Annotated in this window: 18 protein-coding genes and 3 tRNA genes; 20 read left to right on the top strand and 1 reads right to left on the bottom strand. The window is 74.3% G+C overall.

Annotation, left to right across the window (positions count from 1 at the left end; genetic code table 11):
- Positions 1 to 140: 140 nt before the first annotated feature.
- The 5 genes from proB (at position 141) to ACFY4B_RS02540 (ending at position 5,292) form a co-directional block, all read left to right on the top strand.
- On the top strand, positions 141 to 1,277 hold the full coding sequence (gene proB, locus ACFY4B_RS02560; RefSeq protein WP_049660991.1) for a glutamate 5-kinase: 1,137 nt from the start codon (positions 141 to 143) through the stop codon (positions 1,275 to 1,277).
- Positions 1,278 to 1,468: 191 nt separating this feature from the next.
- Positions 1,469 to 1,993, top strand: coding sequence for a hypothetical protein (locus ACFY4B_RS02555; RefSeq protein WP_387966275.1), 525 nt, complete (start codon positions 1,469 to 1,471; stop codon positions 1,991 to 1,993).
- Between the two features lie 98 nt (positions 1,994 to 2,091).
- Complete coding sequence (locus tag ACFY4B_RS02550) at positions 2,092 to 3,408, top strand: glutamate-5-semialdehyde dehydrogenase (RefSeq protein ID WP_387966274.1); 1,317 nt, start codon at positions 2,092 to 2,094, stop codon at positions 3,406 to 3,408.
- Positions 3,409 to 3,542: 134 nt separating this feature from the next.
- Positions 3,543 to 4,124, top strand: coding sequence for a hypothetical protein (locus ACFY4B_RS02545; RefSeq protein ID WP_387966273.1), 582 nt, complete (start codon positions 3,543 to 3,545; stop codon positions 4,122 to 4,124).
- Between the two features lie 106 nt (positions 4,125 to 4,230).
- Positions 4,231 to 5,292 carry a hypothetical protein gene (locus tag ACFY4B_RS02540; RefSeq protein ID WP_387966272.1) on the top strand — a complete coding sequence of 354 codons (1,062 nt, stop codon included), beginning with the start codon at positions 4,231 to 4,233 and terminating at the stop codon, positions 5,290 to 5,292.
- A gap of 92 nt (positions 5,293 to 5,384) precedes the next feature.
- Here the strand turns inward: ACFY4B_RS02540 and ACFY4B_RS02535 are convergent, their stop codons facing one another.
- On the bottom strand, positions 5,385 to 6,464 hold the full coding sequence (locus ACFY4B_RS02535; RefSeq protein WP_375877175.1) for a M48 family metallopeptidase: 1,080 nt from the start codon (positions 6,462 to 6,464) through the stop codon (positions 5,385 to 5,387).
- 324 nt (positions 6,465 to 6,788) lie between these two features.
- On the opposite strand from ACFY4B_RS02535, the gene ACFY4B_RS02530 reads away from it, so the two are divergent.
- From ACFY4B_RS02530 to ACFY4B_RS02460, 15 genes are all read left to right on the top strand, one after another.
- Positions 6,789 to 6,935 carry a hypothetical protein gene (locus ACFY4B_RS02530; RefSeq protein WP_158077652.1) on the top strand — a complete coding sequence of 49 codons (147 nt, stop codon included), beginning with the start codon at positions 6,789 to 6,791 and terminating at the stop codon, positions 6,933 to 6,935.
- A 260-nt stretch (positions 6,936 to 7,195) separates the two neighbouring features.
- Positions 7,196 to 7,351, top strand: coding sequence for a hypothetical protein (locus tag ACFY4B_RS02525; RefSeq protein WP_181970583.1), 156 nt, complete (start codon positions 7,196 to 7,198; stop codon positions 7,349 to 7,351).
- 123 nt (positions 7,352 to 7,474) lie between these two features.
- Positions 7,475 to 8,107, top strand: a complete 633-nt coding sequence (nadD, locus tag ACFY4B_RS02520) for a nicotinate-nucleotide adenylyltransferase (RefSeq protein WP_049658574.1) — start codon at positions 7,475 to 7,477, stop codon at positions 8,105 to 8,107.
- Between the two features lie 14 nt (positions 8,108 to 8,121).
- A complete protein-coding gene (locus ACFY4B_RS02515) occupies positions 8,122 to 9,969 on the top strand; it encodes a LytR C-terminal domain-containing protein (RefSeq protein ID WP_387966271.1) in 1,848 nt (615 codons plus the stop codon).
- 192 nt (positions 9,970 to 10,161) lie between these two features.
- Positions 10,162 to 10,620 carry a ribosome silencing factor gene (rsfS, locus tag ACFY4B_RS02510; protein ID WP_049658573.1) on the top strand — a complete coding sequence of 153 codons (459 nt, stop codon included), beginning with the start codon at positions 10,162 to 10,164 and terminating at the stop codon, positions 10,618 to 10,620.
- Complete coding sequence (locus ACFY4B_RS02505) at positions 10,617 to 11,267, top strand: histidine phosphatase family protein (RefSeq protein WP_049658575.1); 651 nt, start codon at positions 10,617 to 10,619, stop codon at positions 11,265 to 11,267. The genes rsfS and ACFY4B_RS02505 overlap by 4 nt, the downstream gene beginning before the upstream one ends.
- 170 nt (positions 11,268 to 11,437) lie before the next feature.
- A tRNA-Ala gene (locus tag ACFY4B_RS02500) sits at positions 11,438 to 11,510 on the top strand.
- 43 nt (positions 11,511 to 11,553) lie between these two features.
- A tRNA-Ala gene (locus ACFY4B_RS02495) sits at positions 11,554 to 11,626 on the top strand.
- Between the two features lie 370 nt (positions 11,627 to 11,996).
- Positions 11,997 to 12,069: transfer RNA gene (locus ACFY4B_RS02490), tRNA-Ala, on the top strand.
- 98 nt (positions 12,070 to 12,167) lie between these two features.
- Positions 12,168 to 13,463: a hypothetical protein gene (locus ACFY4B_RS02485; protein WP_074000712.1), complete on the top strand. Its 1,296-nt coding sequence runs from the start codon at positions 12,168 to 12,170 to the stop codon at positions 13,461 to 13,463.
- Positions 13,464 to 13,832: 369 nt separating this feature from the next.
- Positions 13,833 to 16,727: a leucine--tRNA ligase gene (gene leuS, locus ACFY4B_RS02480; RefSeq protein WP_375877173.1), complete on the top strand. Its 2,895-nt coding sequence runs from the start codon at positions 13,833 to 13,835 to the stop codon at positions 16,725 to 16,727.
- A gap of 390 nt (positions 16,728 to 17,117) precedes the next feature.
- The gene (locus tag ACFY4B_RS02475) at positions 17,118 to 17,939 is read left to right on the top strand and encodes a hypothetical protein (protein WP_387966270.1); all 822 of its coding nucleotides are present in this window, start codon (positions 17,118 to 17,120) and stop codon (positions 17,937 to 17,939) included.
- 118 nt (positions 17,940 to 18,057) lie between these two features.
- Positions 18,058 to 18,903: a DegV family protein gene (locus ACFY4B_RS02470; protein ID WP_049657405.1), complete on the top strand. Its 846-nt coding sequence runs from the start codon at positions 18,058 to 18,060 to the stop codon at positions 18,901 to 18,903.
- 207 nt (positions 18,904 to 19,110) lie between these two features.
- Positions 19,111 to 20,073 (top strand): helix-hairpin-helix domain-containing protein, encoded by a 963-nt coding sequence (locus ACFY4B_RS02465; RefSeq protein WP_387966269.1) that lies wholly within the window; start codon positions 19,111 to 19,113, stop codon positions 20,071 to 20,073.
- 84 nt (positions 20,074 to 20,157) lie between these two features.
- Complete coding sequence (locus ACFY4B_RS02460) at positions 20,158 to 22,836, top strand: ComEC/Rec2 family competence protein (RefSeq protein ID WP_387966268.1); 2,679 nt, start codon at positions 20,158 to 20,160, stop codon at positions 22,834 to 22,836.
- Positions 22,837 to 23,056: the final 220 nt, after the last annotated feature.

The raw sequence follows: 23,056 nt of genomic DNA, 5'->3' as shown, positions 1-23,056 counted from the left end.
CCCGCGGCGGCCCGTACCGGATCCGGTCCATCCGGTGAAACACCCCGCCGGTGACCTGCGGGGATCGCGTAGATTTCGGGGGTGACGGCCGGGCCCGGGCCCCGCCGTACCCGCACCACACCGGAAGGGCGTACAGCGAGATGAGCGAGGACCCTCTGCGGGAGGAGGTGCTGACCGCACGACGGATCGTCGTCAAGGTCGGCTCCTCGTCCCTGACCACGGCGACCGGCGGCCTGGACGCCGACCGCGTCGACGCCCTGGTGGACGCGCTCGCCAAGCTGCGCGGCCGCCCCGAGGCCCCGGAGGTGGTGCTGGTCTCCTCCGGCGCGATCGCCGCCGGGCTCGCCCCGCTCGGCCTGGACCGCCGGCCCAAGGACCTGGCCCGCCAGCAGGCCGCCGCCAGCGTCGGCCAGGGCCTGCTGGTCGCCCGCTACACCGCCTCCTTCGCCCGGTACGGCATCCGGGTCGGCCAGGTGCTGCTCACCGCCGAGGACGCCAGCCGGCGCGCCCACTACCGCAACGCGTACCGCACCCTGGACCAGCTGCTGGCGATGGGCGCGATGCCGATCGTCAACGAGAACGACACCGTCGCCACCGCCGAAATCAAGTTCGGCGACAACGACCGGCTGGCCGCCCTGGTCGCCCACCTGGTCCGGGCCGACCTGCTCGTACTGCTCTCCGACGTGGACGGCCTGTACGACGGCGACCCGTCCCGCCCCGGCACCAGCCGGATCGCCGAGGTGCGCGGCCCGCAGGACCTCGACGGCATCGAGATCGGCAGCGCCGGCAAGGCCGGCGTCGGCACCGGCGGCATGGTCACCAAGGTCGAGGCGGCCCGGATCGCCACCGGCGCCGGCATCCCGGTCGTGCTCACCGCCGCCAGCCAGGCCGCCGACGCGCTGGCCGGCCGGCCCACCGGCACGCTCTTCCTGCGCACCGGCAGCCGCACCTCCGACCGGATGCTCTGGCTGGCCCACGCGAGCAGCCCGCGCGGGGCGCTGCACCTGGACGAGGGCGCCGTCCGGGCGGTCGTCTCCGGCGGCGCCTCGCTGCTGCCCGCCGGGGTCACCAAGGTCGACGGGGAGTTCGCCGCGGGTGATCCGGTGGACCTTCTTGCCGAAAACGGCCACATCGTGGCTCGCGGACTGGTCAACTTTGATGCGAGGGAGTTGCCCCGCCTGCTCGGCCGGTCCACCCGCGACCTGGCCCAGGAGTTCGGCGCCGCGTACGAGCGCGAGGTCGTCCACCGCGACGACCTGGTCGTTCTGCGCGGCTGACCGGCCCGGTCGACCGTGCCGGGGCCTGCCCCGGCACCGGCCGCCCGGCCGATCGGCGCCGCGCGGACGGCGGGCCGCTCCGTACCGGGAGCGGCCCGGCCGCGGGCGAGGAGGGGCGCAGCCGTACCGGTCGGCCGAGGGCCGACGGGGCCGGTGGGGACGACACGACATCGCCGAACAGGAGGCCGCCGGTGGAACGCAGGCGCGAGGCAGCGCTGACCGCAGGAACCACGGGCCGGCGGCTGACCAGCATCGACGGCGGACGCGGGGACGGCCCCGCCGAGCCGGCCGGTCCGCCGACGCAGCGGCCCGGCGGGATGCGCGGGATGCGGCCCGAACTCGACCGGGCGGCCCAGCCGCCCACCGTGCCCGAGCAGGCGCGGCTGTGGCACGTGGTGCTGAGCGTGGCCGGGCAGGTCACCCCGCTGTCCGCGCTGCGCGCCTCGCTGGAGCAGCTGGCGCACGACCACTCGTTCTTCCTGACCGCCCGCTACGCGGCCGACCACGCCGAGATCCGCTACTGGGAGCAGGCCCGGGACCTGCACGACGCGGCGGCCATCGCGCTGCGGCTGTGGGGCGAGCACAAGGTCACCTCGAACCTGCCGCCCTGGGAGATCGTCGGGCTGGAGGTGGTCGACCGGGCGACGTACCACAAGCGGGTGGCGGAGGGCTTCGGCGAGCCGCCGCCGCACCTGGGCGGCGTGCACCCGTACTGAGCGCCCGGACCGAACGCCGGACCGAACGCCGTACCGAGCTGTCTCACCGGGCGAAATGCCGCCCGGGCGGGGCGGGCGCAGTCGCTACCCTTGGCGGCATGACCAGCGATCTCGCCACCGCCGACAGCCCCGTCCTCGCCGTAGCGCGCCGAGCCCGGGAGGCCGCCGCCGCGCTCGCCCCGCTGCCGCGCGGCGCGAAGGACGCCGCGCTGCTGGCGGTCGCGGACGCGCTGGTGGCCCGCAGCGCGGAGATCGTCGCGGCCAACGCCGAGGACGTGGAGCGGGCCCGGGCGGCCGGCACGGCCGAGTCGGTGATCGACCGGCTGACCCTGACCGACGAGCGGATCGCCGCGATCGCCTCCGACGTGCGCGACGTGGCCGGCCTGCCCGACCCGGTCGGCGAGGTGGTGCGCGGCTACACCCTGCCCAACGGCCTGGACGTGCGGCAGGTCCGGGTGCCGCTCGGCGTGGTCGGCATCATCTACGAGGCCCGCCCGAACGTCACCGCGGACGCCGCCGCGCTCTGCCTCAAGTCCGGCAACGCGGTGCTGCTGCGCGGCTCCGCCTCGGCCTACCGCTCCAACAGCGCGCTGGTCGCCGTGGTGCGCGACGCCGTCGCCGCGGCCGGGCTGCCCGCCGACGCGGTCCAGCTGGTGCCGGGGGAGAGCCGGGAGTCGGTGCGGGAGCTGATGCGCGCCCGCGGCTACGTGGACGTGCTGATCCCGCGCGGCGGCGCCTCGCTGATCCGCACCGTGGTCGAGGGCTCCACCGTCCCGGTGATCGAGACCGGCACCGGCAACTGCCACGTCTACGTGGACGCCGAGACCGACCTGGCGATGGCCGTCGGCATCCTGCTGAACTCCAAGGCGCAGCGGGTCAGCGTCTGCAACTCCGCCGAGACGCTGCTGGTCCACCAGGACGTCGCGGACGCCTTCCTGCCGCTCGCGCTGGCGGCGCTCGCCGAGGCCGGGGTCACCGTGCACGGCGACGAGGCGGTGCTGAAGGCCGCCGAGGGCGGACCGGCCACCGTGGTGCCGGCCACCGACGAGGACTGGGGTGCCGAGTACCTCTCGCTGGACCTGGCCGCCGCCGTGGTGCCCTCGCTGGACGCCGCCGTCGAGCACATCCGCCGCTGGTCCTCCGGCCACACCGAGGCGATCGTCACCACCTCGCAGGCCGCCGCCCGCCGCTTCACCCGGTTGGTGGACTCCACCACGGTGGCCGTCAACGCCTCCACCCGCTTCACCGACGGCGGCGAATTCGGCTTCGGCGCGGAGATCGGCATCTCCACCCAGAAGCTGCACGCCCGCGGCCCGATGGGCCTGCCCGAGCTGACCAGCACCAAGTACATCGTCACTGGTGACGGGCACGTGCGGGGCGAGGCCGCGCAGACCGTGGGCGGCGGGGCCGAGTAGGCGCGCAGGCCGCAGGCCGCGGGCGGGGGCGCGGACGGCCGCCGAGCGGCGCGCGCGGGGCGTCCGTCACACGTGCGACGGACCAACTGCCGGGAGCCACAGACAAATCGTCCGGCCGGTAATACGCTGAATCCGTGGCTGAGGATGTGGGGGGCTTCCCGTACCCCGACGGCTCCGACCACGGTGGTGCGGACGACGAGTTCGCCACCGTGGTCTTCGACGAGGCCTTCGTCCGGTCCGCCGCCGTGCACGAGCCGACCGCCAAGGAGCGGCAACTCGCCGCCGCCGAGGCCCGGTTCGAGCCGGACGCCGCGGGGCCGGGCTGGGGCCGTGACGTTCCGGCCGGGGACGGGCTGCCGCTGGAGCTGCGCCCGTACCCGAGCGGACTCGACGCGGACCACCTCTACCCCGACCCCTGGTCGGGGCCGGGCCGGGCGGCCGACCGCCGGGTCCGGCGGTGGCGGCGCGGTGACGACCCGGTGCGCGTCCCCGGGCGGTACGTGGCCCAGCAGCGGTGGCACCGGCCGGTGGCCTGGGTGCTCGCCGTGATCATGGGGGTGAGCCTGGTGGCGGTCGCCGTCGCGGCGATCTACCAGGGGGTGGGCGGCCCCTCGGGCACGCCCCGGCGCCCCCAGTCCGGCAGCAGCAGCACCGGGGCGGCCCCCGGGCAGGCCCCGGCGGAGCCCCCGCTGGTGGTCACGGCGCCCGCGGGCTAGTCCGAGCGCCCGGGGGCGCACGCCCCGGGGCGGTGGTCACGGAGCGTTCCCGGGAATGTGCGCCCGGACCCTCGTGGCGGCGCTGGTGTCCGCCTACCCTGGTGGTGTGGGTGACCCGCGAGAGCCTCCTGAGGGGACGCCCGAGGGCGGTTCCGGCAACGAGGACGAATTCCGGTCCGTCGTGTTCGACGAATCGTTCGTGCGGGCTGCCCGCATCCAGGAACTCTCCGCCCGGGAGCGGCTGGCGGGCTCCTTCGGCAAGGCCACCCGGTCGCGGGTGCGGTTCGGCCCGCTGGGCACCGTCCCGCGCCAGGCACTCATCCTGCTGCTGCTCATCCTGCTCGCCTTCGGGGCCGCGGTGTACTTCGGGGTGAGCTCGCCGAAGGGCACCGCGGTGCGGCCCGAGGGCAGCCAACTGACCGTCAGCCTGGTCGCGTTGAGCCCGGCGTCGGCCGTCCACCCGGTCGCCGACCCGGTGGACCCGTTCGCCGCGCTGCCGCTCGGGTACGGGGACGGCACGATCGGGCTGAACACCCCGACCGGCGCCGCCACCGGGAACTTCGGCCGGGTCGAGGTGGCCAAGGCGCTCGACACCGTCCAGCGCTACCTGGTCGCCTCCTCGCTCTCCCCGGCGACGCTGGTCCAGGGCGCCACCGCCGACGTACGGGTCTTCGTCACGCCCGGTGAGCAGGCGGAGTTCGACGCGAGCGTGGCGCAGCCGGTGGACGACCGCCACCACGCGGTGACCGGCTGGATGGTCCGCTTCGACCCGGCACAGGTCGCGCTGGCCTCGAACACCGTGAAGGTGGTCGGCGCGATGCGGATCGACGAGGCGGACAGCGGGACGCTGCAGATCACCACCGACCACACCTTCGTCTACGCGCTCAAGCCGGCCGGCGCCCCGGCCGGGGCACCGGTCACCCTGGAGACCGTGCGGCGGCAGCTGACCTTCGAGTTCGACCGGGTGGACCTGGCCTCGGGGCAGCTGCGGCTGGTGGACTCGGTGGTGCAGGCCGGGCCGGAGCCCTGCGGCGCCTCGATGGCGGGATTCCTGCAGCCGGTGCTGGCCACCGCGCAGGGCACGGCGGTCACGCCGCCGGCGCCGGTCGACCCCGGCAACCACGCCCGGCCGGGCTGGCAGGTGTGCGAGGTGCTGGCGGGCGGCTGAGGCGCCCGGGCCGTGGAACGCGACGGCGGCCGGTGCCCCGGGCGGGACGCCGGCCGCCGTCGCGGCTCGCGGTCGTGGTCGGTCGCGGTGGGTCAGCTGCCGTCGCGGTCCGCGGAGCCGCCGCGGCTGCCGTTGCCGTTGCTGCTGCTGCCGCCGCCTCCGGTGAAGGTGTCGCGGAGCTTGCCGCCGACCGTCGCGGCGCCGCCGGCCACGTCCCGGAGCAGGCCCATCAGCGGGTCCTTGCTCTCCTTGACCGAGGTCGTGTAGTGCTCGGCGGCGGCCTTCCACTGCTCGGTCACCGAGGTGTCCGGGTCGTCCGAGCGGCGCGGGTAGGCGCCGGCCATGATCGAGCGGTAGTCGTCGCTCTCCGCCCACTTCTTCAGCTGGGCGACCCGGACCACCGCGAAGGGGTGGGTCTGCGGCAGCAGCTGGAGCACCTTGAGCACGCCGTCGCGCAGGTCGCCGGCCTTCTCGTACTCCTCGGCCTGCTCCAGGAAGGCGTCGACGTTCATCTCGGCCAGGTTGTGGCCGCCGGCCAGCTTCATCAGGGCCCGCATGGACGCCTGGAGGTCCTGCCCGGCGAGCAGGCCGGCCCGGTCGCTGGACAGCTCCGCCTTGCGGAACCACTCCTTGAGCGCGGTGATGATCGCGGTGATCGCCAGGTTGCCGAGCGGCACCCAGGCGATCCGGGTGGCGATGTTGGTGAGGATCATCAGCATCGTCCGGTAGACGGCGTGGCCGGACATCGCGTGGCCGACCTCGTGGCCGATGACGGAGCGCAGCTCCTCCTCGTCCAGCAGCTCGACCAGGCCGCTGGTGATCACGATGACCGGGGTGTCGATGCCGATGCAGTACGCGTTGACCGTCGGGTCCTGGGAGACGTACAGGTCGGGGACCTGCTCCAGGTCGAGCACGTAGGCGGCGTCGCGCACCATGTCGTGCAGCTCCGGGAACTGGCGCTCGGAGGTCTTCACCGCGGTGGCCAGGAACATCAGCCGGATCGCCCGCTCGGAGACCAGGCCGGCGAGCTTCTTCAGGATGTCGTCGAAGCCGGTCAGCCTGCGCAGTGCGACCAGGGCCGAGCGGTCCGCCGGGTGCTCCCAGGCCCGGGTGGAGATCCCGGGGAAGCGCTCGCGGCGGCGGCTCGGCGTCTTCGAGGTCGTGTCGGTCATGGTGTGAGTACCTCCTGGTCGACGGCGGCCGCGGCCCGCTGGCCCGCCCCCCGCTGGTCTTCGCCTGCAACGACTGTCTGTGCAACGTGCGCGGTTGCGTACTCGTCCCCGGGGTCAGCGTACGCGCGGTCCGCGCGGTGGGCGCCGGGGCCGTGGGCGGCTCGGTGGGCCGCCGGGGCGCGCCCGCGGGGCCGGTGGCGCGCGTCTGCGGGGCGCGTCCGCGGGGCCGGGGGCTCCGCCGGTGTGAGGCCGGTTTACCCTGAGGCCTGGACGACCGAGACCGGACCCGGCCGCGGTACCGAGCAGTACGAGGAGCCCCCGCAGATGTCCACCGACACGCTTGTCAGCCTGGCCGCGCCCATCTCCGACGAGTCCGGCCCCGGCCTGTTCCTGCGGATCATCGTGGTCGCGTCCTTCGTGGGCATCGGCCTGCTGATCTGGATCATGGCCCGCGCCTTCAAGAACAACTAGGGCCGGTCGTTCCCCGGGGCCGTCCCAGGGGTCCGTTCCTGGGGGCCGTCCCCGGTCCGTTCGCCGGGGCCGTTCCGGTCCGTTCGCCGGGGCCCGGGCCCGTTCGCCGGTCGGTCCCTCGGCCCGCGCTCACGCCCGGTCAGCGGCGGTGGGCCGCCGAGCGGTTGCCGTGTAACCCCCCGTACGATGACGGGTGGGCCCTCACCCGGCCCGGAACAACCCCCAGGTCCGTTCACCGAGCCGAGAAGGTCCCGCCGACCATGAGCACTGCTGCCGCACTCCCCGTTCTGAACCTGCTCGCCGAGGGCGAGGGGGGCAACCACGACAGTCTGAACCCGGCCCTGACCGGTGGCGCCGCACTGGTCATCCTGCTCGTCCTGCTCTTCATCACCACCCGCTTCAACCGGGACCGCTGAGCCGGGGCCTGGGGCCGCTCGGGGAGCGTCCGGCCACCGGCCGGACGCTCCCTCACGCGTCTGCGGAGAACCCCCACCCGGCCGTTCCCGCACCGTAACGCGTGTCGCGTAAGGTGTGGCGGCATGGGAGAGCAGGCCGGGAATCCCGGCGGACCGGAACCGGTGAAGAAGCGCCTCGGCGTGATGGGCGGCACCTTCGACCCGATCCACCACGGCCACCTCGTCGCCGCCAGTGAGGTCGCGAGCGCGTTCCACCTGGACGAAGTGATCTTCGTGCCGACCGGGCAGCCGTGGCAGAAGAGCGACCGGCACGTCACCCCGGCCGAGGACCGCTACCTGATGACGGTCATCGCCACCGCCGAGAACCCGCAGTTCTCGGTCAGCCGGATCGACATCGACCGCGAGGGCCCGACGTACACCGTCGACACCCTGCGCGACCTGCACGCCCTGCACCCGGACGCCGACCTCTTCTTCATCACCGGCGCCGACGCGCTCGCCCAGATCCTGTCCTGGCGCGACTCCGACGAGCTCTTCTCGCTGGCCCACTTCATCGGATGCACCCGCCCGGGGCACACTCTGTCGGACGCCGGGCTTCCGGTGGGCGGGGTCTCCCTGGTGGAGGTCCCGGCGCTGGCCATCTCCTCCACGGACTGCCGCAACCGGGTCGCCAAGGGCGAACCGGTCTGGTACCTCGTCCCGGACGGCGTGGTCCGCTACATCGACAAGCGGGCGCTGTACGCGCCGCGCGGGGACTGATCCGGGAGCGGTGCATGACTGATCGCAGCGACGGCCGGCGGCCGGAGGACTGGTCCACCGGGCAGTACCAGCAGCCGTACCAGGGCTACCAGCAGCCGCAGGACCCGCAGCAGCCGCAGGCGCAGTCGTACGAGCAGCAGCAGTACGAGCAGCAGTACGACCAGTACGGGCAGCCGGTGTACGGGCAGGGCGCGTACGGCTACCAGCAGCAGGGCTACCAGGGGTACGACGGGTACCAGCAGGGCGGGCAGTTCCCGCAGCAACAGCCGTACGAGCAGCAGCAGTACGACCAGCAGTACGACCAGTACGGGCAGCCGGTGTACGGGCAGGGCACGTACGTCTACCAGCAGCAGGGCTACCAGGGGTACCAGGAGCAGCCGTACCAGGCGGCCGCCCCGGTCGTGACCGAACCGCAGGCGCCGTCGCAGGCGCAGGAACCGGTGCAGGCCGAGCCGGCCGCGGCCGCGGCGGTTGCACCGGCGCGTCCGCGGGTGCCCCGGCCGGCCGCCGAGCCGGTGCCGGCCAAGGCCGAGCCGCCGTCCGAGCAGGTCGCCGGGGCGCGGGCCGGGAAGGCGGGGAAGGGCGGGAAGGGCGGCGGCAAGGCGCCCGACGACAGCTACACCACGGGGGAGTTCACCTTCGTCGACGAGGAGGCGGAGGAGACCGAGGACGTCATCGACTGGCTGAAGTTCGCCGAGTCCCGCAGCGAGGTGCGCGCCGAGCGCCGCCGCAAGCTGCGCAACCGGCTGATCGGCCTCGGTGCGGTGGTGGCGCTGGCCGCCGCCGGCGTCGGCGGGTACCTCTTCCTCACCGGCGGCAAGCCGACCGCGGCCGCCGCCGCCGGCGGGCGCCAGGTCAACGTCGTCCACCTGCGCGACCTCCAGGGCAAGGTGTCCAGCGCGCTGCTGGTCAACGACGCCTCCGGGAAGAAGGGCACGGTGCTGCTGCTGCCCGACACCCTGCGGCTGCCCGGCCCGGGGGACCCGCCGGTCACCACGGTCGGCCAGTCCATGGACGGCATCGGTGCCTCGGCGACCCGCGACGGCCTGTCCACCGTGCTCGGCGCCCCGGTGGCCGGCACCTGGCGGCTGGATACCCCGTACCTGGAACTGCTGGTCTCCCAGCTCGGCGGCGTCCGGGTGGACACCAACGCCGAGACCCACGAGGGCGGCAAGCCGGACGGCAAGCTGCTGTCCGCGGCGGGCAAGAACACCATGCTCAGCGGGAAGGCCGCGGTCGCCTACGCCACCCTGCAGAACCCCGGCGAGAACCGGGACGCCCAGCTGGCCCGGTTCGGGCAGGTCATGGACGCGCTGGTGCGCGCCATGCCGACCGAGTTCAAGGACGCCAAGGACGACGTGCACCGGATGAACGCGGTGCTCGACCCCTCGCTGCCCGAGGACGCCCTCGCCGGCGTGCTCGTCCAGCTCTCCCAGCAGGCGAAGGACGGCCACTTCGGCACCACCGCGCTGACCGTCAAGCCGGACGGCAGCCTGGACGAGGCGACCGCGGGCAAGCAGGTCAAGGACGTGCTGGGCGGCACCGTGAAGTCCGCGGCCGCCGGCGACGCCCCGGTCCGGGTCGCGGTCCAGGACTCCAGCGGCAACGACGCGGCGGCGGCCGCCGTACAGGTCCAGATCGTCAACTCCGGTCTGACCTTCATCCCGGGCGGGGCCAAGGGCGCCCCGCAGGCCACCAGTGAGATCCGCTACACCGACGACGCCCGGCAGGGCGCGGCGAAGTCGCTGGCGACCAGCCTCGGGCTGCCGGACACGGCGGTGAAGAAGGTGACCGGCGACACCCAGAACGCGGACCTGCTGGTGGTGCTCGGCAAGGACTACCAGCCGCCGAAGACCCAGTAGGGCGGTGGCCCGGGCCCGACGGGGGTCCGGGCCTGGTGGCGGCGGGGGCGGTGGCCCGGTATTGGCTTGGGGGCCCGGGGCTCGGGGGCCTGGAAAAACGGTTCCGGGCCCGCCCGGGCGGCGTGAGATCCTGGAAGGCGACCCCGGCCGAGCGCCGGGGCGCCCCCCAAGCCGCCGAGCCGGAAGAACACCGTGACCGTTACCGACCACAGCCAGCAGCTCATCACCGTCGCCGCGCAGGCGGCGGCCGACAAGCTCGCGCACAACATCATCGCCTTCGACGTCAGCGAGGTGCTGTCGATCACCGACGCCTTCCTGATCGCCTCCGCGAACAACGACCGCCAGGTCCGCTCGATCGCCGAGGAGATCGAGGACCAGCTGCGCGAGCAGCTGGACATCAAGCCGGTGCGCCGCGAGGGCGAGCGCGACGGCCGCTGGATCCTGCTCGACTACCTGGACATCGTCGTGCACGTCCAGCACGCCGAGGAGCGTTCCTTCTACTCGCTGGACCGGCTCTGGAAGGACTGCCCCGAGCTCCCGCTGCCCGAGGACGCCCTGGCCTCGCGCAACCGTCCGGACGCGTTCACCGACGAGGCCGGCAACGTCGTCGCCCCCGCCGACGACTTCGGCAAGCCCGAGGACCTGCACTGAGCCGGGGCCCGCGCGGCCCGCGCATCGTCTTCTGGCGGCACGGCCAGACCTCCTGGAACCTCGAATCGCGCTTCCAGGGCACCACGGACATCGAGCTGACCGGCCAGGGCGTCCAGCAGGCCCAGCGGGCGGCCCGGCTGCTCTCCGGGCTCCGTCCCGACCTGCTGATCTCCTCGGACCTCCAGCGGGCCCGGCGCACCGCCGCGGAGCTGGCCGAGGTCACCGGGCTCGACGTGCGGCACCACGAGGGCCTGCGGGAGACCTTCGCGGGCTCCTGGCAGGGCCTGACCAACGCCGAGATCCGCGAGCGCTTCCCGGAGGAGTACGAGGCCTGGGCGGCCGGTGAGCCGGTGCGGCGGGGCGGTGACGGCGAGCTGGCCACCGAGGTCGCCGACCGCTCGGTGCCGGTGGTCCTGGACGCCGTCGGCAAGCTCCCCGAGGACGGCACGCTGGTGGTGGTCAGCCACGGCGGGACGATCCGCACCATGCTCGGGCGGCTGCTCGACATGGAGCCGGACCAGTGGGAGCGCTTCGGCGGACTGTCCAACTGCTGCTGGTCGGTGCTCGGCCAGGGCACGCGCGGCTGGCGCCTGCTGGAGCACAACGCGGGCACCCTCCCGCAGCCGGTCATCGGCGACGACACCTGAGCCGAGCCGTACCGGCTCGGGCGGCACCGGGTGCCGGGGGCCCTCACGGGGCCCTCGGCGGGGGTCCGGAGGGAGCGGATTTCGCAGTTCCGGCCCTGACCAGCTAGAGTCTTCCTCGTTCGCAGGGAAGGAACGCGGCCCGGAAGGGAAGCGGGAGATCCGGTGAGTGCGGGGCTATAGCTCAGTTGGTAGAGCGCTTGCATGGCATGCAAGAGGTCTGGGGTTCAATTCCCCATAGCTCCACTCCGCATCGGCGGTCGTGGTCAGCCAGGGTCGCCCGTGTCGCGGGGCTATAGCTCAGTTGGTAGAGCGCTTGCATGGCATGCAAGAGGTCTGGGGTTCAATTCCCCATAGCTCCACAGTAGTTCGGAAGGCCGTCACCCAAGGGGTGGCGGCCTTCCGGCGTTTCGGGCCCGGCCTCGCGGTTCTCCTGGTGGGCGCGCGGTCGGCGGGTGGTGCGGCTTCGCGGTTCTCCTGGGGCGCGTGCGGTCGGCGGGTGGTGCGTTGGCGGGGCGCGTGCGTCGGGAGTGCGCGCTGGGAGCGTGCGTCAGGGCGGGCGCCGGGGGTGGGCGCCGTACGCCCGGAGTGCGGGAGACGGGCTCCCGGGGCGCGTGGTGCGGACCTCGGGAAACGGATTTCAGGAGCACGCCCCGGAGCGTGTAAAGTAGTCGATGTCGCCGAGGGAAACGGCCGGAAACAACCGGGAACCACGGTGACAACGCAGGTCAAGGGGCTATAGCTCAGTTGGTAGAGCGCTTGCATGGCATGCAAGAGGTCTGGGGTTCAATTCCCCATAGCTCCACAGCAGTCGAGAGCCGCCTCCCGGAAACGGGGGGCGGCTCTTCGCCGTTCTGCCCGCGCCGCCGGTCCCGGCGGCCGGAATCCCGCTACCGTCGTGCCATGGCCGATCTGGAGCGAAGGCGGAACGAGGAACTGGCCCGGATACTCCACCAGCTCGGATGGAGTCCGGAACGGCTCGCCCGCGAGGTGAGCCTCGCTCTGCCGCCGGGCCTCGCCATCAGCTCCACCGCCCCGTACAAGTGGCGCGACCGTGGCATGGTCCCGCGCAGCCCGCACGACCAGGCGGTCTGCGAGGTGCTCAGCCGCACCCTCGGCATCGCCGTCACCTACGAACAGCTCTGGGGCCGGATGGGCGGCCACCGCGGCGCCAAGATCCTCTCGCCCCGGCTGCTCACCGACCCGTGGACCGCCGACACCGCCCAGACCGCGCTGCGCGAGGCCGCCACCGACGCCGGCCCGGTGCGCCTCACCGACCTGTTCCGCGGTGCCGACCTCGACCAGGCCGCCGCCCGCCTGGACTCCCCGCCGCCGCCCGTCGGCGGCGGCGAGGGCGCGCTGCGCGTCGAACCCGGACTGGCCGGCGAACTCGGCCTGTCCTACCGCAGCAAGCAGAAGCTCGAACGGGCCTGCGGCGGCGGCCTCGTCCTCGGCCCCGTTCGGGCCGAACTCGCCATGCTGGCCAAGCTGCTGGAACTCGGCGCGTACGACGAACGGCTCGGCCGCGAGCTCTACGGCACGGCCAGCAGACTCGCCCGGCTGGCCGGCTGGGCCGCGTACGACCTCGGCCACGACGCCGCCGCCCAGCGCGCCTTCGTCGCCGCGCTGCGCGCCGCCCACGTCAGCGGCGACCCCCGGCTCGGCGTCGCGGTGCTCGGCGCGCTGGTCGTGCTCGCCACCCAGGGCACCGGCGGGCGCGGGCTGGACGCCGTCTCCGCGCTGGTGACCGCCCTGGACACCCACGGCGCCGCGCTCAGCCCCGTCGCCCGGGCCCGCCAGTACGGCCGGCTCGCCGGCGCGTACGGCCGCCGGGGCGAGGCCGAACGGGCCGAGGCCGCCGCCGCCCGGGCCTTCGCCGAACTGGACGGCCTGCCCGGCACCGAGGAGGTCCGGGCCGCCCTCTCCGGGATGGTGGGGGAGGGGCGGCTGGCGCTCGGCCAGCACCGGCTGGCCAAGGTGCTGCTCGCCGAGGCGGTGGCCGGTCTCGGACCGGGACGGGCCCGCACCAAGACGCTGCTGATGGTGCGCCTCGCCGAGGCCCACCGCCGGCTCGGCGACCAGCGGGAGGCGGCCCGCACCGCCTCGCTGGCGCGCTCGCTCGCGGCGGGGATGCAGTCCGAGCGGGTGGCGAAGGCGCTGCGGGAGTTCGACGCGGCGGGGCGGGTGGCGGCGCGGTAGGGCGGGGCCGGGTCGGTGCCGTACGGCCTCCTGCGGTCCTGCGTGGCTCTGCGGGGCTCGTGCGGCTCCGCGTGGTCCTGCGGAGCCCCGTGCGGCCCTGGGCGGCTCCGTGCCGCCGTCCCGGCGGTATACCCCGCAGCCCGTCGACCCGCTTGCGGTACCCTGAGCCCATGCGAACCGTGCGCCTGCTCCTTAGCCGGCCGCGCTGACCAGGACCGGCTGAGCCTTCGGGCGGTGCCGGAGTCGGCGTGGCGTCCCCTCCTGCGAGGGGATTTTTTGTTTTCCGCCCCCCGATCCCGTCCCGGGCCGGGTCCACGGGCCGGCCGCCCGCGCGGTTCGCCAACCGACACCGATGGAGCTTGAAGGACCATGAGCGAGACGACCCCTGCGTCCGGCGCGGCCGAGACCGCGACCGAGCCGTTCCGGTACAGCGCTGCGCTGGCGGCCGAGATCGAGTCCCGCTGGCAGGACATCTGGGAGAAGGAGGGCACCTTCCACGCCCCCAACCCCACCGGTGCGCTGGCCGACCCGGCGGCCGGCGACGTCGCCGCGAAGCCGCACAGCTTCATCATGGACATGTTCCCGTACCCCTCGGGCGCGGGCCTGCACGTCGGCCACCCGCTGGGCTACATCGCCACCGACGTCTTCGCCCGCTACCAGCGGATGACCGGCCACAACGTGCTGCACACGCTGGGCTACGACGCCTTCGGCCTGCCCGCCGAGCAGTACGCGGTGCAGACCGGCACCCACCCGCGGGTCTCCACCGAGGCCAACATCGCCAACATGCGCCAGCAGCTGCGCCGGCTGGGCCTGGGCCACGACCCGCGCCGCTCGATCTCCACGATCGACCCGGACTACTACCGCTGGACCCAGTGGATCTTCCTGCAGATCTTCAACTCCTGGTACGACGCGGACGCCCGCAAGGCCCGCCCGATCGCCGAGCTGGTCGCCGACTTCGAGTCCGGCGCGCGTGAGCTGCCGGACGGGCGCGCCTGGGCCGGGCTGACCGTCGCCGAGCGCGACGAGGTGCTGGGCGAGTACCGCCTGGCCTACGCCAAGGAGGTGCCGGTCAACTGGTGCCCGGGCCTGGGCACCGTCCTGGCCAACGAGGAGGTCACCGCGGACGGCCGCTCCGAGCGCGGCAACTTCCCGGTGTTCAAGTCCAACCTGCGCCAGTGGATGATGCGCATCACCGCGTACTCGGACCGGCTGATCGAGGACCTGGACCTGCTGGACTGGCCCGAGGCCATCAAGCTGCAGCAGCGCAACTGGATCGGGCGCTCCGAGGGCGCCCGGGTCGACTTCGCGGCCCCCGGCGACCAGAAGATCACCGTCTTCACCACCCGGCCCGACACCCTGTTCGGCGCCACCTACATGGTGCTGGCCCCCGAGCACGCCCTGGTCGACTCGATCGTCCCCGCCGCCTGGCCCGAGGGCGTGCCCGCCGAGTGGACCGGCGGTGCCGCCACCCCCGCCGAGGCCGTCGCCGCCTACCGCGCCACGGCCGCCGCCAAGTCGGACGTCGAGCGGCAGGTCGAGGCCAAGGTCAAGACCGGTGTCTTCACCGGCGCCCACGCCGTCAACCCGGTCAGCGGCGAGTCCGTCCCGGTGTTCATCGCCGACTACGTGCTGATGGGCTACGGCACCGGCGCCATCATGGCCGTCCCCGCCCACGACCACCGCGACTTCGCCTTCGCCCGCGCCTTCGCGCTGCCGATGCGCTGCGTCGTCGAGCCCACCGACGGGCGGGGCCAGGACCCGGCCGAGTGGGACGACGCGTTCGACACCTACGACTCCGTCATCGTCAACTCCGCCCGCACCGAGGGCGACGTGTCGCTGTCCCTGGACGGGCTGAGCGTCGTCGAGGCCAAGGCCGCCGTCACCGCCTGGCTGGCCGAGCGCGGCATCGGCGAGGGCACCGTCAACTACCGCCTGCGCGACTGGCTGTTCAGCCGCCAGCGGTACTGGGGCGAGCCCTTCCCGATCGTCTACGACGAGGACGGCGTGATGCACGCGCTGCCCGAGTCGATGCTGCCGGTCGAGGTCCCCGAGGTCGACGACTACTCGCCGCGCACCTACGACGCGTACGACGCCGCCTCCTCGCCGGAGACCCCGCTGTCGCGCAACGAGGCCTGGGTCAACGTCGAACTGGACCTGGGCGACGGCGTCAGGAAGTACCGCCGCGAGACCAACACCATGCCCAACTGGGCCGGCTCCTGCTGGTACGAGCTGCGCTACGTCGACCCGTCCAACTCCGAGGCGGTCGTCGACCCGGCCAACGAGAAGTACTGGCTGGGCCCGACGGAGACCAAGCCCGCCGGCGGCGCCGACCTGTACGTCGGCGGCGCCGAGCACGCCGTGCTGCACCTGCTGTACGCGCGCTTCTGGCACAAGGTGCTGCACGACCTGGGCCACGTCTCGTCCGTCGAGCCGTTCCACAAGCTGTTCAACCAGGGCATGATCACCGCCGACGTCTACCGCGACGAGCGCGGCTTCCCGGTGCCCGCCGCCGAGGTCGAGGAGCGCGACGGCCAGTACTTCTGGGACGGCGAGCCGGTCAAGCGCGAGGCCGGCAAGATGGGCAAGTCCCTGAAGAACGCCGTCGCCCCGGACGACATCGCCGACGAGTACGGCGCCGACACGCTGCGCCTGTACGAGATGTCGATGGGCCCGCTGGACGTCTCCCGCCCGTGGGACACCCGCGCCGTCGTCGGCTCGTACCGCTTCCTGCAGCGCCTGTGGCGCAACGTCGTCTCGGAGACCACCGGCGAACTGGTCGTCACCGAGGAGGAGCCGGACGAGGCGACGCTGCGCGCCCTGCACAAGGCCATCGACGGCATCCGCGGGGACATGGCCGGGCTGCGCTTCAACACGGCCGTCGCCAAGGCCATCGAGCTGAACAACTACCTGGTCAAGCGCGGCTCCACGCCGCGGGCGGTGGCCGAGCAGCTGGTGCTGATGGTCGCGCCGCTGGCCCCGCACGTCGCCGAGGAGCTGTGGCGCCGACTGGGCCACGGCGAGTCGCTGGCGCACACCGACTACCCGGTCGCCGACCCGGCGTACGTGGTGGACGAGACGGTGACCTGCGTGGTCCAGATCAAGGGCAAGGTCAAGGCGCGGCTGGAGGTCGCGCCGGGCATCTCGGACGCCGAGCTGGAGGCGCTGGCGCTGGCGGAGCCGGCGGTCGTCGCGGCGATCGGCGGGGCCGAGGTGCGGAAGGTGATCGCGCGGGCGCCGAAGCTGGTGAACATCGTCACCGGCTGAGTGTTCTTGGTGCGGAAGTGACCGCGGGGTGATCGCGGGAGCGGTCGCGTGAGCGGTCGGGCGGGCGTCCTTCGGGGCGCCCGTCCGGCGTTTTCGGGGCGTCTCGGGGGGTCGGCGCTTCCGGGGAGTCGGCGTTCTCGGGGGCCGGTGCTTTCGGGGAGTCGGCGTTTTCGGGTTCGGTGCCGGCTGGGCGTCTTGCGGGGCGCTTGCGGGGGGCTTCCAGGGTGGTCGGGGGCCCTCGGGGAGATCCCGGATCTGACCCTGATCTCCGTCCGCCGGGGCCCTCTCGGCTGCCCCCGGGCGGGTTCCGGCGGCTACCGTGGAACCCTCGGCAATGCGGCCCGCGTTGGGCCCGGTGGGGGCCGGAACGACGGCGGAAGGTGGCGCGCGATGGACGTGTTCGGCGTGATGATCGGGCTGGTCCTGCTCTTCGGGGTCGCGGCGATGGTCCTGGCCGTGATCGGCACGGTCAAGGCCGCCAAGGCCGTCGGCGCGAAGATCGAGAAGCACGAGGCCAACGCCCGGCGCGCCGTGGAGACCGCCACCCTCAAGGCGAAGACGTACACCAGGGTCGGCCCGCCCGCGCAGATCGCCACCGTCCGGCTGGGCCTGCGGACCTCGCTCGACGGCACCCGGCAGGTACTGGAGGGCGGCCTCGCACAGGACAGCCAGCTCGGCGAGTCGCTCGCCCTGCTCGACCGGCTCGACACGCACGCCGCCGAACTCGACGGCGAGCTGCGGATGCTGGAGCGCGAGCCGGACACCGCGCGGATCGCCGCCAAGCTGCCGGAGCTGCGCGAGCGGGCGGAGCGGATCACGCACTCGGCGGAGACCATGCGCTGGGCGGCGCAGGACCGGATGCACCGGTTCGCGGACGACGAGCTGAGCCGGCTGAGCCAGGAGTGCGAGAGCGAGGCGGGGGCGCTGCGGCACTGGGATGTCGCGGGGGGTGCTTCGGGGGCTGCCGGTTCCGCGGGGGCGGGTGGAGCTTCGGGGGCCAGTGGGTCCGCGGGGGTCGGTGGTGCTGCTGCGGGCTCTGGTGGTTCCGCGGGGGCGACCGGGGGTGCGGCGCGGGCCGGGGGTGCGGCTCGGGCCGGGCTGACCGACGGGAAGGGGCGGCCGAGCGCGGAGGAGCTGCTCGGGCTCGCCGATCCGCTGGCCAAGCTGGCGCAGCGGCTGCGCAAGCCCTCGACGGGGCCCTCGGCGGGCTGAGCCGGTCGGGCGTCACGGGACCCTGGGCGGGCTGATCCGGTCGCGCGTCACGGGGCCTCCCGAGGGGGCCCGGACCGGGCGCTGTCCTCCCGGAGCGACGGGGGGTAACCTCCGGCTCATGCCCTCCGACCTCGCACTTGTCACCGATTCCACGGCCTATCTGCCGCAGGACGCCCTCGACCGGTACGGGATCACGGTGGTCCCGCTGAGCGTCGCTGTCGGCGACTCGGTGCTGAGCGAGGGCGTCGAGATCTCCCCGAAGGACGTCGCCGAGGCGCTGCGCGGCAAGCAGCGGGTGACCACCTCCCGGCCGAACCCGGAGACCTTCGCCGCCGCCTACCGGGCGGCCGCCGAGGCCGGGGCGAAGGGCATCGTCTCGGTGCACATCTCCGGCGAACTGTCCGGCACCGTCGAGGCCGCCCGGCTGGCCGCCGCCGAGGCGCCCGTACCGGTGCGGGTGGTGGACAGCCGACTGGTCGGGATGGCGCTCGGGTACGGGGTGCTGGCGGCGGCCGAGGCGATCGCGGCCGGGCAGGGCCTGGCCGAGGCGGCCGAGGCGGCCGGCCGGCGGGCGGCCGGGACCAGCGGGTTCTTCTACGTCGACACCCTGGAACACCTGCGCCGGGGCGGACGGATCGGGGCGGCGCGGGCGCTGCTCGGGTCGGCCCTGGCGGTCAAACCGCTGCTGCACCTGGACGGCGGGCGGATCGAGCCGCTGGAGAAGGTGCGGACGGCGTCGCGGGCGATCGCGCGGCTGGAGGAGATCGCGGTCGAGCGGTCGGGGGAGCTGGACGTCGACATCACCGTGCACCACCTGGCGGCCGAGGAGCGGGCCGAACCGCTCGCGGAGCGGCTGCGGGCCCGGGTGCCGGGGCTGCGGGAGCTGTACGTGGGCGAGGTGGGGGCGGTGATCGGGGCGCACGTCGGGCCGGGGCTGCTGGCGGTGGTGGTCGCGCCGCGCTGAGGGGGTGGCGGGGTGGCGGTCCGGTGGGTGGTTCGTTGGGCGGTTCGCTGGGTGGGTGGTCCGGTGGGTGGTTCGCTGGCCGCTCGGTCAACCTCAGGCGGTCCTACCCACTCTTGTGAGTGACGCTTTTTATCCACAACCCCCGGGTTATCCACAGGGTTTCGTTAATTTCCGCACGTTCGCCGGAGGACTCCTACCGTCCTCGGCATGACGACCATGGGCCTGGGCGCGGCGAAGCGCCATGCGATCAACGAGACGGTGCGGCTGCGGATGGCCGCGCTGCTGCCGATGGATGACGAGCCGGAGGGCGGTGTCGGAGGGGGTCCCTCGGGGCCGGTCCCGCCGCCGTCGCCGGTTGCGATGGCGGTGCCGGTGCTGTCGGATGCGACGCCGGTCCCGCCGGATGCGGGTGTTGCGTCGGATCCGGGCGACGCCGACATGGGTCCGCCGGAGGCCGGGGCGCGTTCGCGGTTCTCCGCATCCTCCTCAATCCCCTCGTTCGCCTCGGTGCTGGCACTCGATCGGCGCGCGGTGGCCGGATTGGCCATCCTGCTGCTGTTCGCGGTCGGTTACGCCGTGCAGCACTTCTGGCTGGCCCGGCCGGAGGCGGTCGCCGTACCCGCGCTCGCGGCGGTCGCGGCGCCGTCGGGGGCGGAGCCGTCCGTCCCCGACGGCTCCGCTCCTTCCAGGGCCGGGCCCGGCGCCGGTGCCGAGGCCGTGCCCGGCACCGGGCCGGCTGTCGTGGTGGACATCGGCGGCCGGGTCCACCTCCCGGGCCTGCACACCCTGCCCGGCGGCTCCCGGGTAGCCGACGCCCTGCGGGCGGCGGGCGGTCCGTTGCCGGAGACGGACACCAGGAACCTCAACCTGGCCCGCATCCTGACGGACGGTGAGCAGATCCTGGTCGGCGAGCAGGCGCCCGCTCCCGGCCCGGTGGTCGGAAGCGGGAGCGGCCCTCCGGGCGCCGTCGTGCCCCGGCCGCCCGTCAGCCTCAACCGCGCGACGCTCGAACAGCTCGACAGCCTTCCCGGCGTCGGCCCCACCCTCGCCCAGCGCATCCTCGCCTACCGCACCTCGCACGGCTCCTTCCGCTCCCTCGACCAACTCCGGCAGGTCAGCGGCATCGGCGCCCGCACGTACGCGGAGCTCCGTCCGCTGCTCACCCTCTGACGCCCTGTCCTGCCGCTGTCCCTGCCCGTCCCCCTTGTCCGCTTCCCCCGCCCGCATGCCCGGCCTTCGAAGGGAGGTGCCGCCATGTCCGTCGCCACCGTGCCGGTCGGTCCGGCCGTTGCGTCCCGTTCCCCGGGCGCCGACTTCCGGCTGCTGCTGCCCGCCGTCTCGGCCTGGGCGGTCACGGCGGCACTCCTGCGCTTGGAGCCGGGGTACGCGGCCCTCGTCCTCACCGCGGCGGGCATCGCCGCGGTCGCGGCCGTCCTGCTGCTCACCCGGCCGGGGGTCCTGCGCCGGCGCGGGGCCTCGGCGACGCTGGCCGCCGTCCTGCTCACCGGGGCGGCGGCCGCGGTCGCCACCCCGCTGCACACCGCCGCCCTCCACCGGGGGCCGCTGCCGGCGCTCGCCCGTGCGTCCGCGGCCGCCGGTCCGCGAGCGCCGGGCGAGCCCGCCCCGGTGGTGGAGGTGGAGCTGACCGTCGCGGGGGATCCGAAGGTCCACACCTCCCGGGGCGGCACCGTCGGCGGGCAGACGCTCCTGACCGTGGACGCGGTGGCCGACCGTGTCACCCCGCTCCCGGACGGGCGGAGCACCCGCACGCGTACGCCGGTGACCGTCATGGCCCGAGGGGCGGAGGGCGAGCCCTGGCAGCGGCTGCTCCCGTCCCAGCGGCTGGCCGTGGAGGCCGAGGTACGGCCGGCGGGGGAGGGGCACGACACCGAGTCCGCCGCTCTGCTGGTCGTCCACGGGGCGCCCCGGCAGCTGGCGCCGCCGAGCCTGCCGCAGCGGATCGCCGGGCGCCTCCGTGAAGGCCTCCGCACGGCCACCGACGGACTTCCCGCGGACGCGCGCGGGCTGCTCCCGGGGCTGGTCGTCGGCGACACCTCGCGACTGCCCGACGACCTCGACGACGCCTTCCGGGCCACCGACCTGGTCCACCTGGTGGCGGTCAGCGGGGCCAACCTGGCGATCGTCCTCGGTGCGCTGCTGGGAGCGCCCGGGCAGGCCGGCACCCCGGAACGGCGCGGGCTGGCCGCGGTGCTGGGGCTGTCACTTCGCACCGGCGCGCTGCTCGGCACGGCTCTGACGCTGGCCTTCGTCACCGTCTGCCGGCCCGAGCCCAGCGTGCTTCGGGCGGCCGGGACGGGACTGATCGGCATGCTGGCCCTGGCCACCGGCCGTCCCCGCAAGGCCGTGCCCGCGCTCGCCGGGGCCGTCCTGGTGCTGGTCCTGCTGGACCCGTTCCTGGCGCGCTCGTTCGGCTTCCTGCTCTCCGTGCTCGCCACCGCCGGGCTGCTCGTCCTCGGGCCGCACTGGGCCGAAGCCCTGCGGGCCCGCCGCTGGCCGCACCACCTGGCGGGCGCGTTCGCGGCGACGGCGGCCGCCCAGGCGTTGTGCGCGCCGGTGACGGTGGTGTTGTCCGGGCACATCAGCCTGGTCGGCATCCCCTGCAACCTGCTGGCCGAGCTGGCGGTGGCTCCGGCGACGCTGCTCGGCTTCGGGGTGCTCGCCCTTCAGCCGCTCCTTCCGGCCCTGGCCCGCCTGCTCGCGGAACCGGCCGGGCTGCCGGCTGGCTGGCTGGCCCTGGTCGCACGGCGCGGCGCCGAGGTGCCAGGTGGCCAACTGACCTGGCCCGGCGGGTGGTTCGGGACGGCGACGGTCGCGCTGGCCGTCCTGGCGGCCTGCTGGGCGGCGCCGCTCCTGCTGCCCCGACGGCGGGAGCCGGGCAGTCCGGTGCCGGTGCCCGCCCGGCGGCGCTGGGCGCGGGCGCTGGTGACGGCAGTGCTGATGATGGTCCTGCTGGCCGTGCTGCTCCGCCCGCCGCAGCTCATCCGGATCGCCACCGGCTGGCCGCCGCCGGGGTGGCGACTGGTGATGTGCGACATCGGGCAGGGGGACATGCTGGCCCTGGCGACGGGGGAGCCGGACAGCGCGGTGGTGATCGACGCCGGGCCGGACCCGAACGCCGCCGACCGATGCCTGCGCGACCTCGGCGTCACGACCGTCCCCTTACTCCTGCTGACGCATTTCCATGCCGACCACGTCGAGGGCGTGCCGGGGGTGTTGCGGGGCCGCCGGGTCGGCGCCGTCGAGGGCACCACGCTGGACGACCCGCCGGGCGAGGCGGCCCGGGTGACGGGCTGGGCCGCCGGGGCCGGCCTGCCGCTACTGAGAGCGGGTCGGGGTGAACGGCGCTCCGTCGGGGCGGAGTTGGCCTGGGACGTGGTGTGGCCCGTCCCCGGTGCGGCTGCCGAGGCGCCCGGACCGAACAACGCAAGCGTCGCATTGATGGTGTCACTGACCGGAGGACTACGGATGGCACTGCTCGGAGATCTCGAACCGCAGGCCCAGTCGGCCCTGCTGGGCCGACTGGGGAAGGTCGACGTCGTGAAGGTGGCGCACCATGGATCGGCCCACCAGGACTGGGACTTGGCCGGTGCGCTGCGGCCCCGGCTGGCCCTCGTCTCCTGCGGTGAGGGCAACCCGTACGGTCACCCGTCCCCGAAGACGGTCGACCACCTGCGCGCACTCGGCGCCACCGTTCTGCGCACCGATCGGGAGGGGGACATCGCGGTGACGGGCGACTCACCGGCCACCCTCGGCGCGGCCGTCCACCCCCAACCCGCCCACGCGGCCCGCCACTCCAGCGGCAACGCCAGGCCCGGCGGCGCCGGCGGAACCGGTGGGGCCGACGGGCACGGCCCCGCACCCCACGCCCACCCGGAGCGGACCCCGGGCGCCCCGCGGGCCCCGCCCACCTGACCCCCGCGCTCTCCTCCTTCCACCAATCAACGTGGGGGCATGGAAAGTAGAAGGGGGGTGGTGGGAGGAGGAGCGGCGCAAAGCCAGCAGAAACGTTCCGGGGGGGGGCCGGGCCCCCCCCCCCCGGCCCCCCCCCAAAACCAACAAACCCAACCACCAGCGGACCCCCCCAAGATGGACCCCGAGGAGCACAAACACACAGAAAAACAATAGGGCGGGG

It is taken from the genome of Kitasatospora sp. NPDC001261 (assembly GCF_042896795.1).
Taxonomy (GTDB): domain Bacteria; phylum Actinomycetota; class Actinomycetes; order Streptomycetales; family Streptomycetaceae; genus Kitasatospora.
This window is presented reverse-complemented; position numbering and strand designations above follow the sequence as displayed.

What these genes read in the sequence shown, in the direction of transcription:
- ACFY4B_RS02475 (WP_387966270.1), top strand. Translation starts at nt 17,118, where the DNA reads ATGGACGTGTTCGGCGTGATGATCGGGCTGGTCCTGCTCTTCGGGGTC.
- ACFY4B_RS02470 (WP_049657405.1), top strand. Translation starts at nt 18,058, where the DNA reads ATGCCCTCCGACCTCGCACTTGTCACCGATTCCACGGCCTATCTGCCG.
- ACFY4B_RS02535 (WP_375877175.1), bottom strand. Translation starts at nt 6,464, where the DNA reads ATGACCGACACGACCTCGAAGACGCCGAGCCGCCGCCGCGAGCGCTTC.
- ACFY4B_RS02515 (WP_387966271.1), top strand. Translation starts at nt 8,122, where the DNA reads ATGACTGATCGCAGCGACGGCCGGCGGCCGGAGGACTGGTCCACCGGG.
- ACFY4B_RS02460 (WP_387966268.1), top strand. Translation starts at nt 20,158, where the DNA reads ATGTCCGTCGCCACCGTGCCGGTCGGTCCGGCCGTTGCGTCCCGTTCC.
- ACFY4B_RS02550 (WP_387966274.1), top strand. Translation starts at nt 2,092, where the DNA reads ATGACCAGCGATCTCGCCACCGCCGACAGCCCCGTCCTCGCCGTAGCG.
- leuS (WP_375877173.1), top strand. Translation starts at nt 13,833, where the DNA reads ATGAGCGAGACGACCCCTGCGTCCGGCGCGGCCGAGACCGCGACCGAG.
- ACFY4B_RS02525 (WP_181970583.1), top strand. Translation starts at nt 7,196, where the DNA reads ATGAGCACTGCTGCCGCACTCCCCGTTCTGAACCTGCTCGCCGAGGGC.
- ACFY4B_RS02485 (WP_074000712.1), top strand. Translation starts at nt 12,168, where the DNA reads ATGGCCGATCTGGAGCGAAGGCGGAACGAGGAACTGGCCCGGATACTC.
- ACFY4B_RS02465 (WP_387966269.1), top strand. Translation starts at nt 19,111, where the DNA reads ATGACGACCATGGGCCTGGGCGCGGCGAAGCGCCATGCGATCAACGAG.
- nadD (WP_049658574.1), top strand. Translation starts at nt 7,475, where the DNA reads ATGGGAGAGCAGGCCGGGAATCCCGGCGGACCGGAACCGGTGAAGAAG.
- ACFY4B_RS02530 (WP_158077652.1), top strand. Translation starts at nt 6,789, where the DNA reads ATGTCCACCGACACGCTTGTCAGCCTGGCCGCGCCCATCTCCGACGAG.
- proB (WP_049660991.1), top strand. Translation starts at nt 141, where the DNA reads ATGAGCGAGGACCCTCTGCGGGAGGAGGTGCTGACCGCACGACGGATC.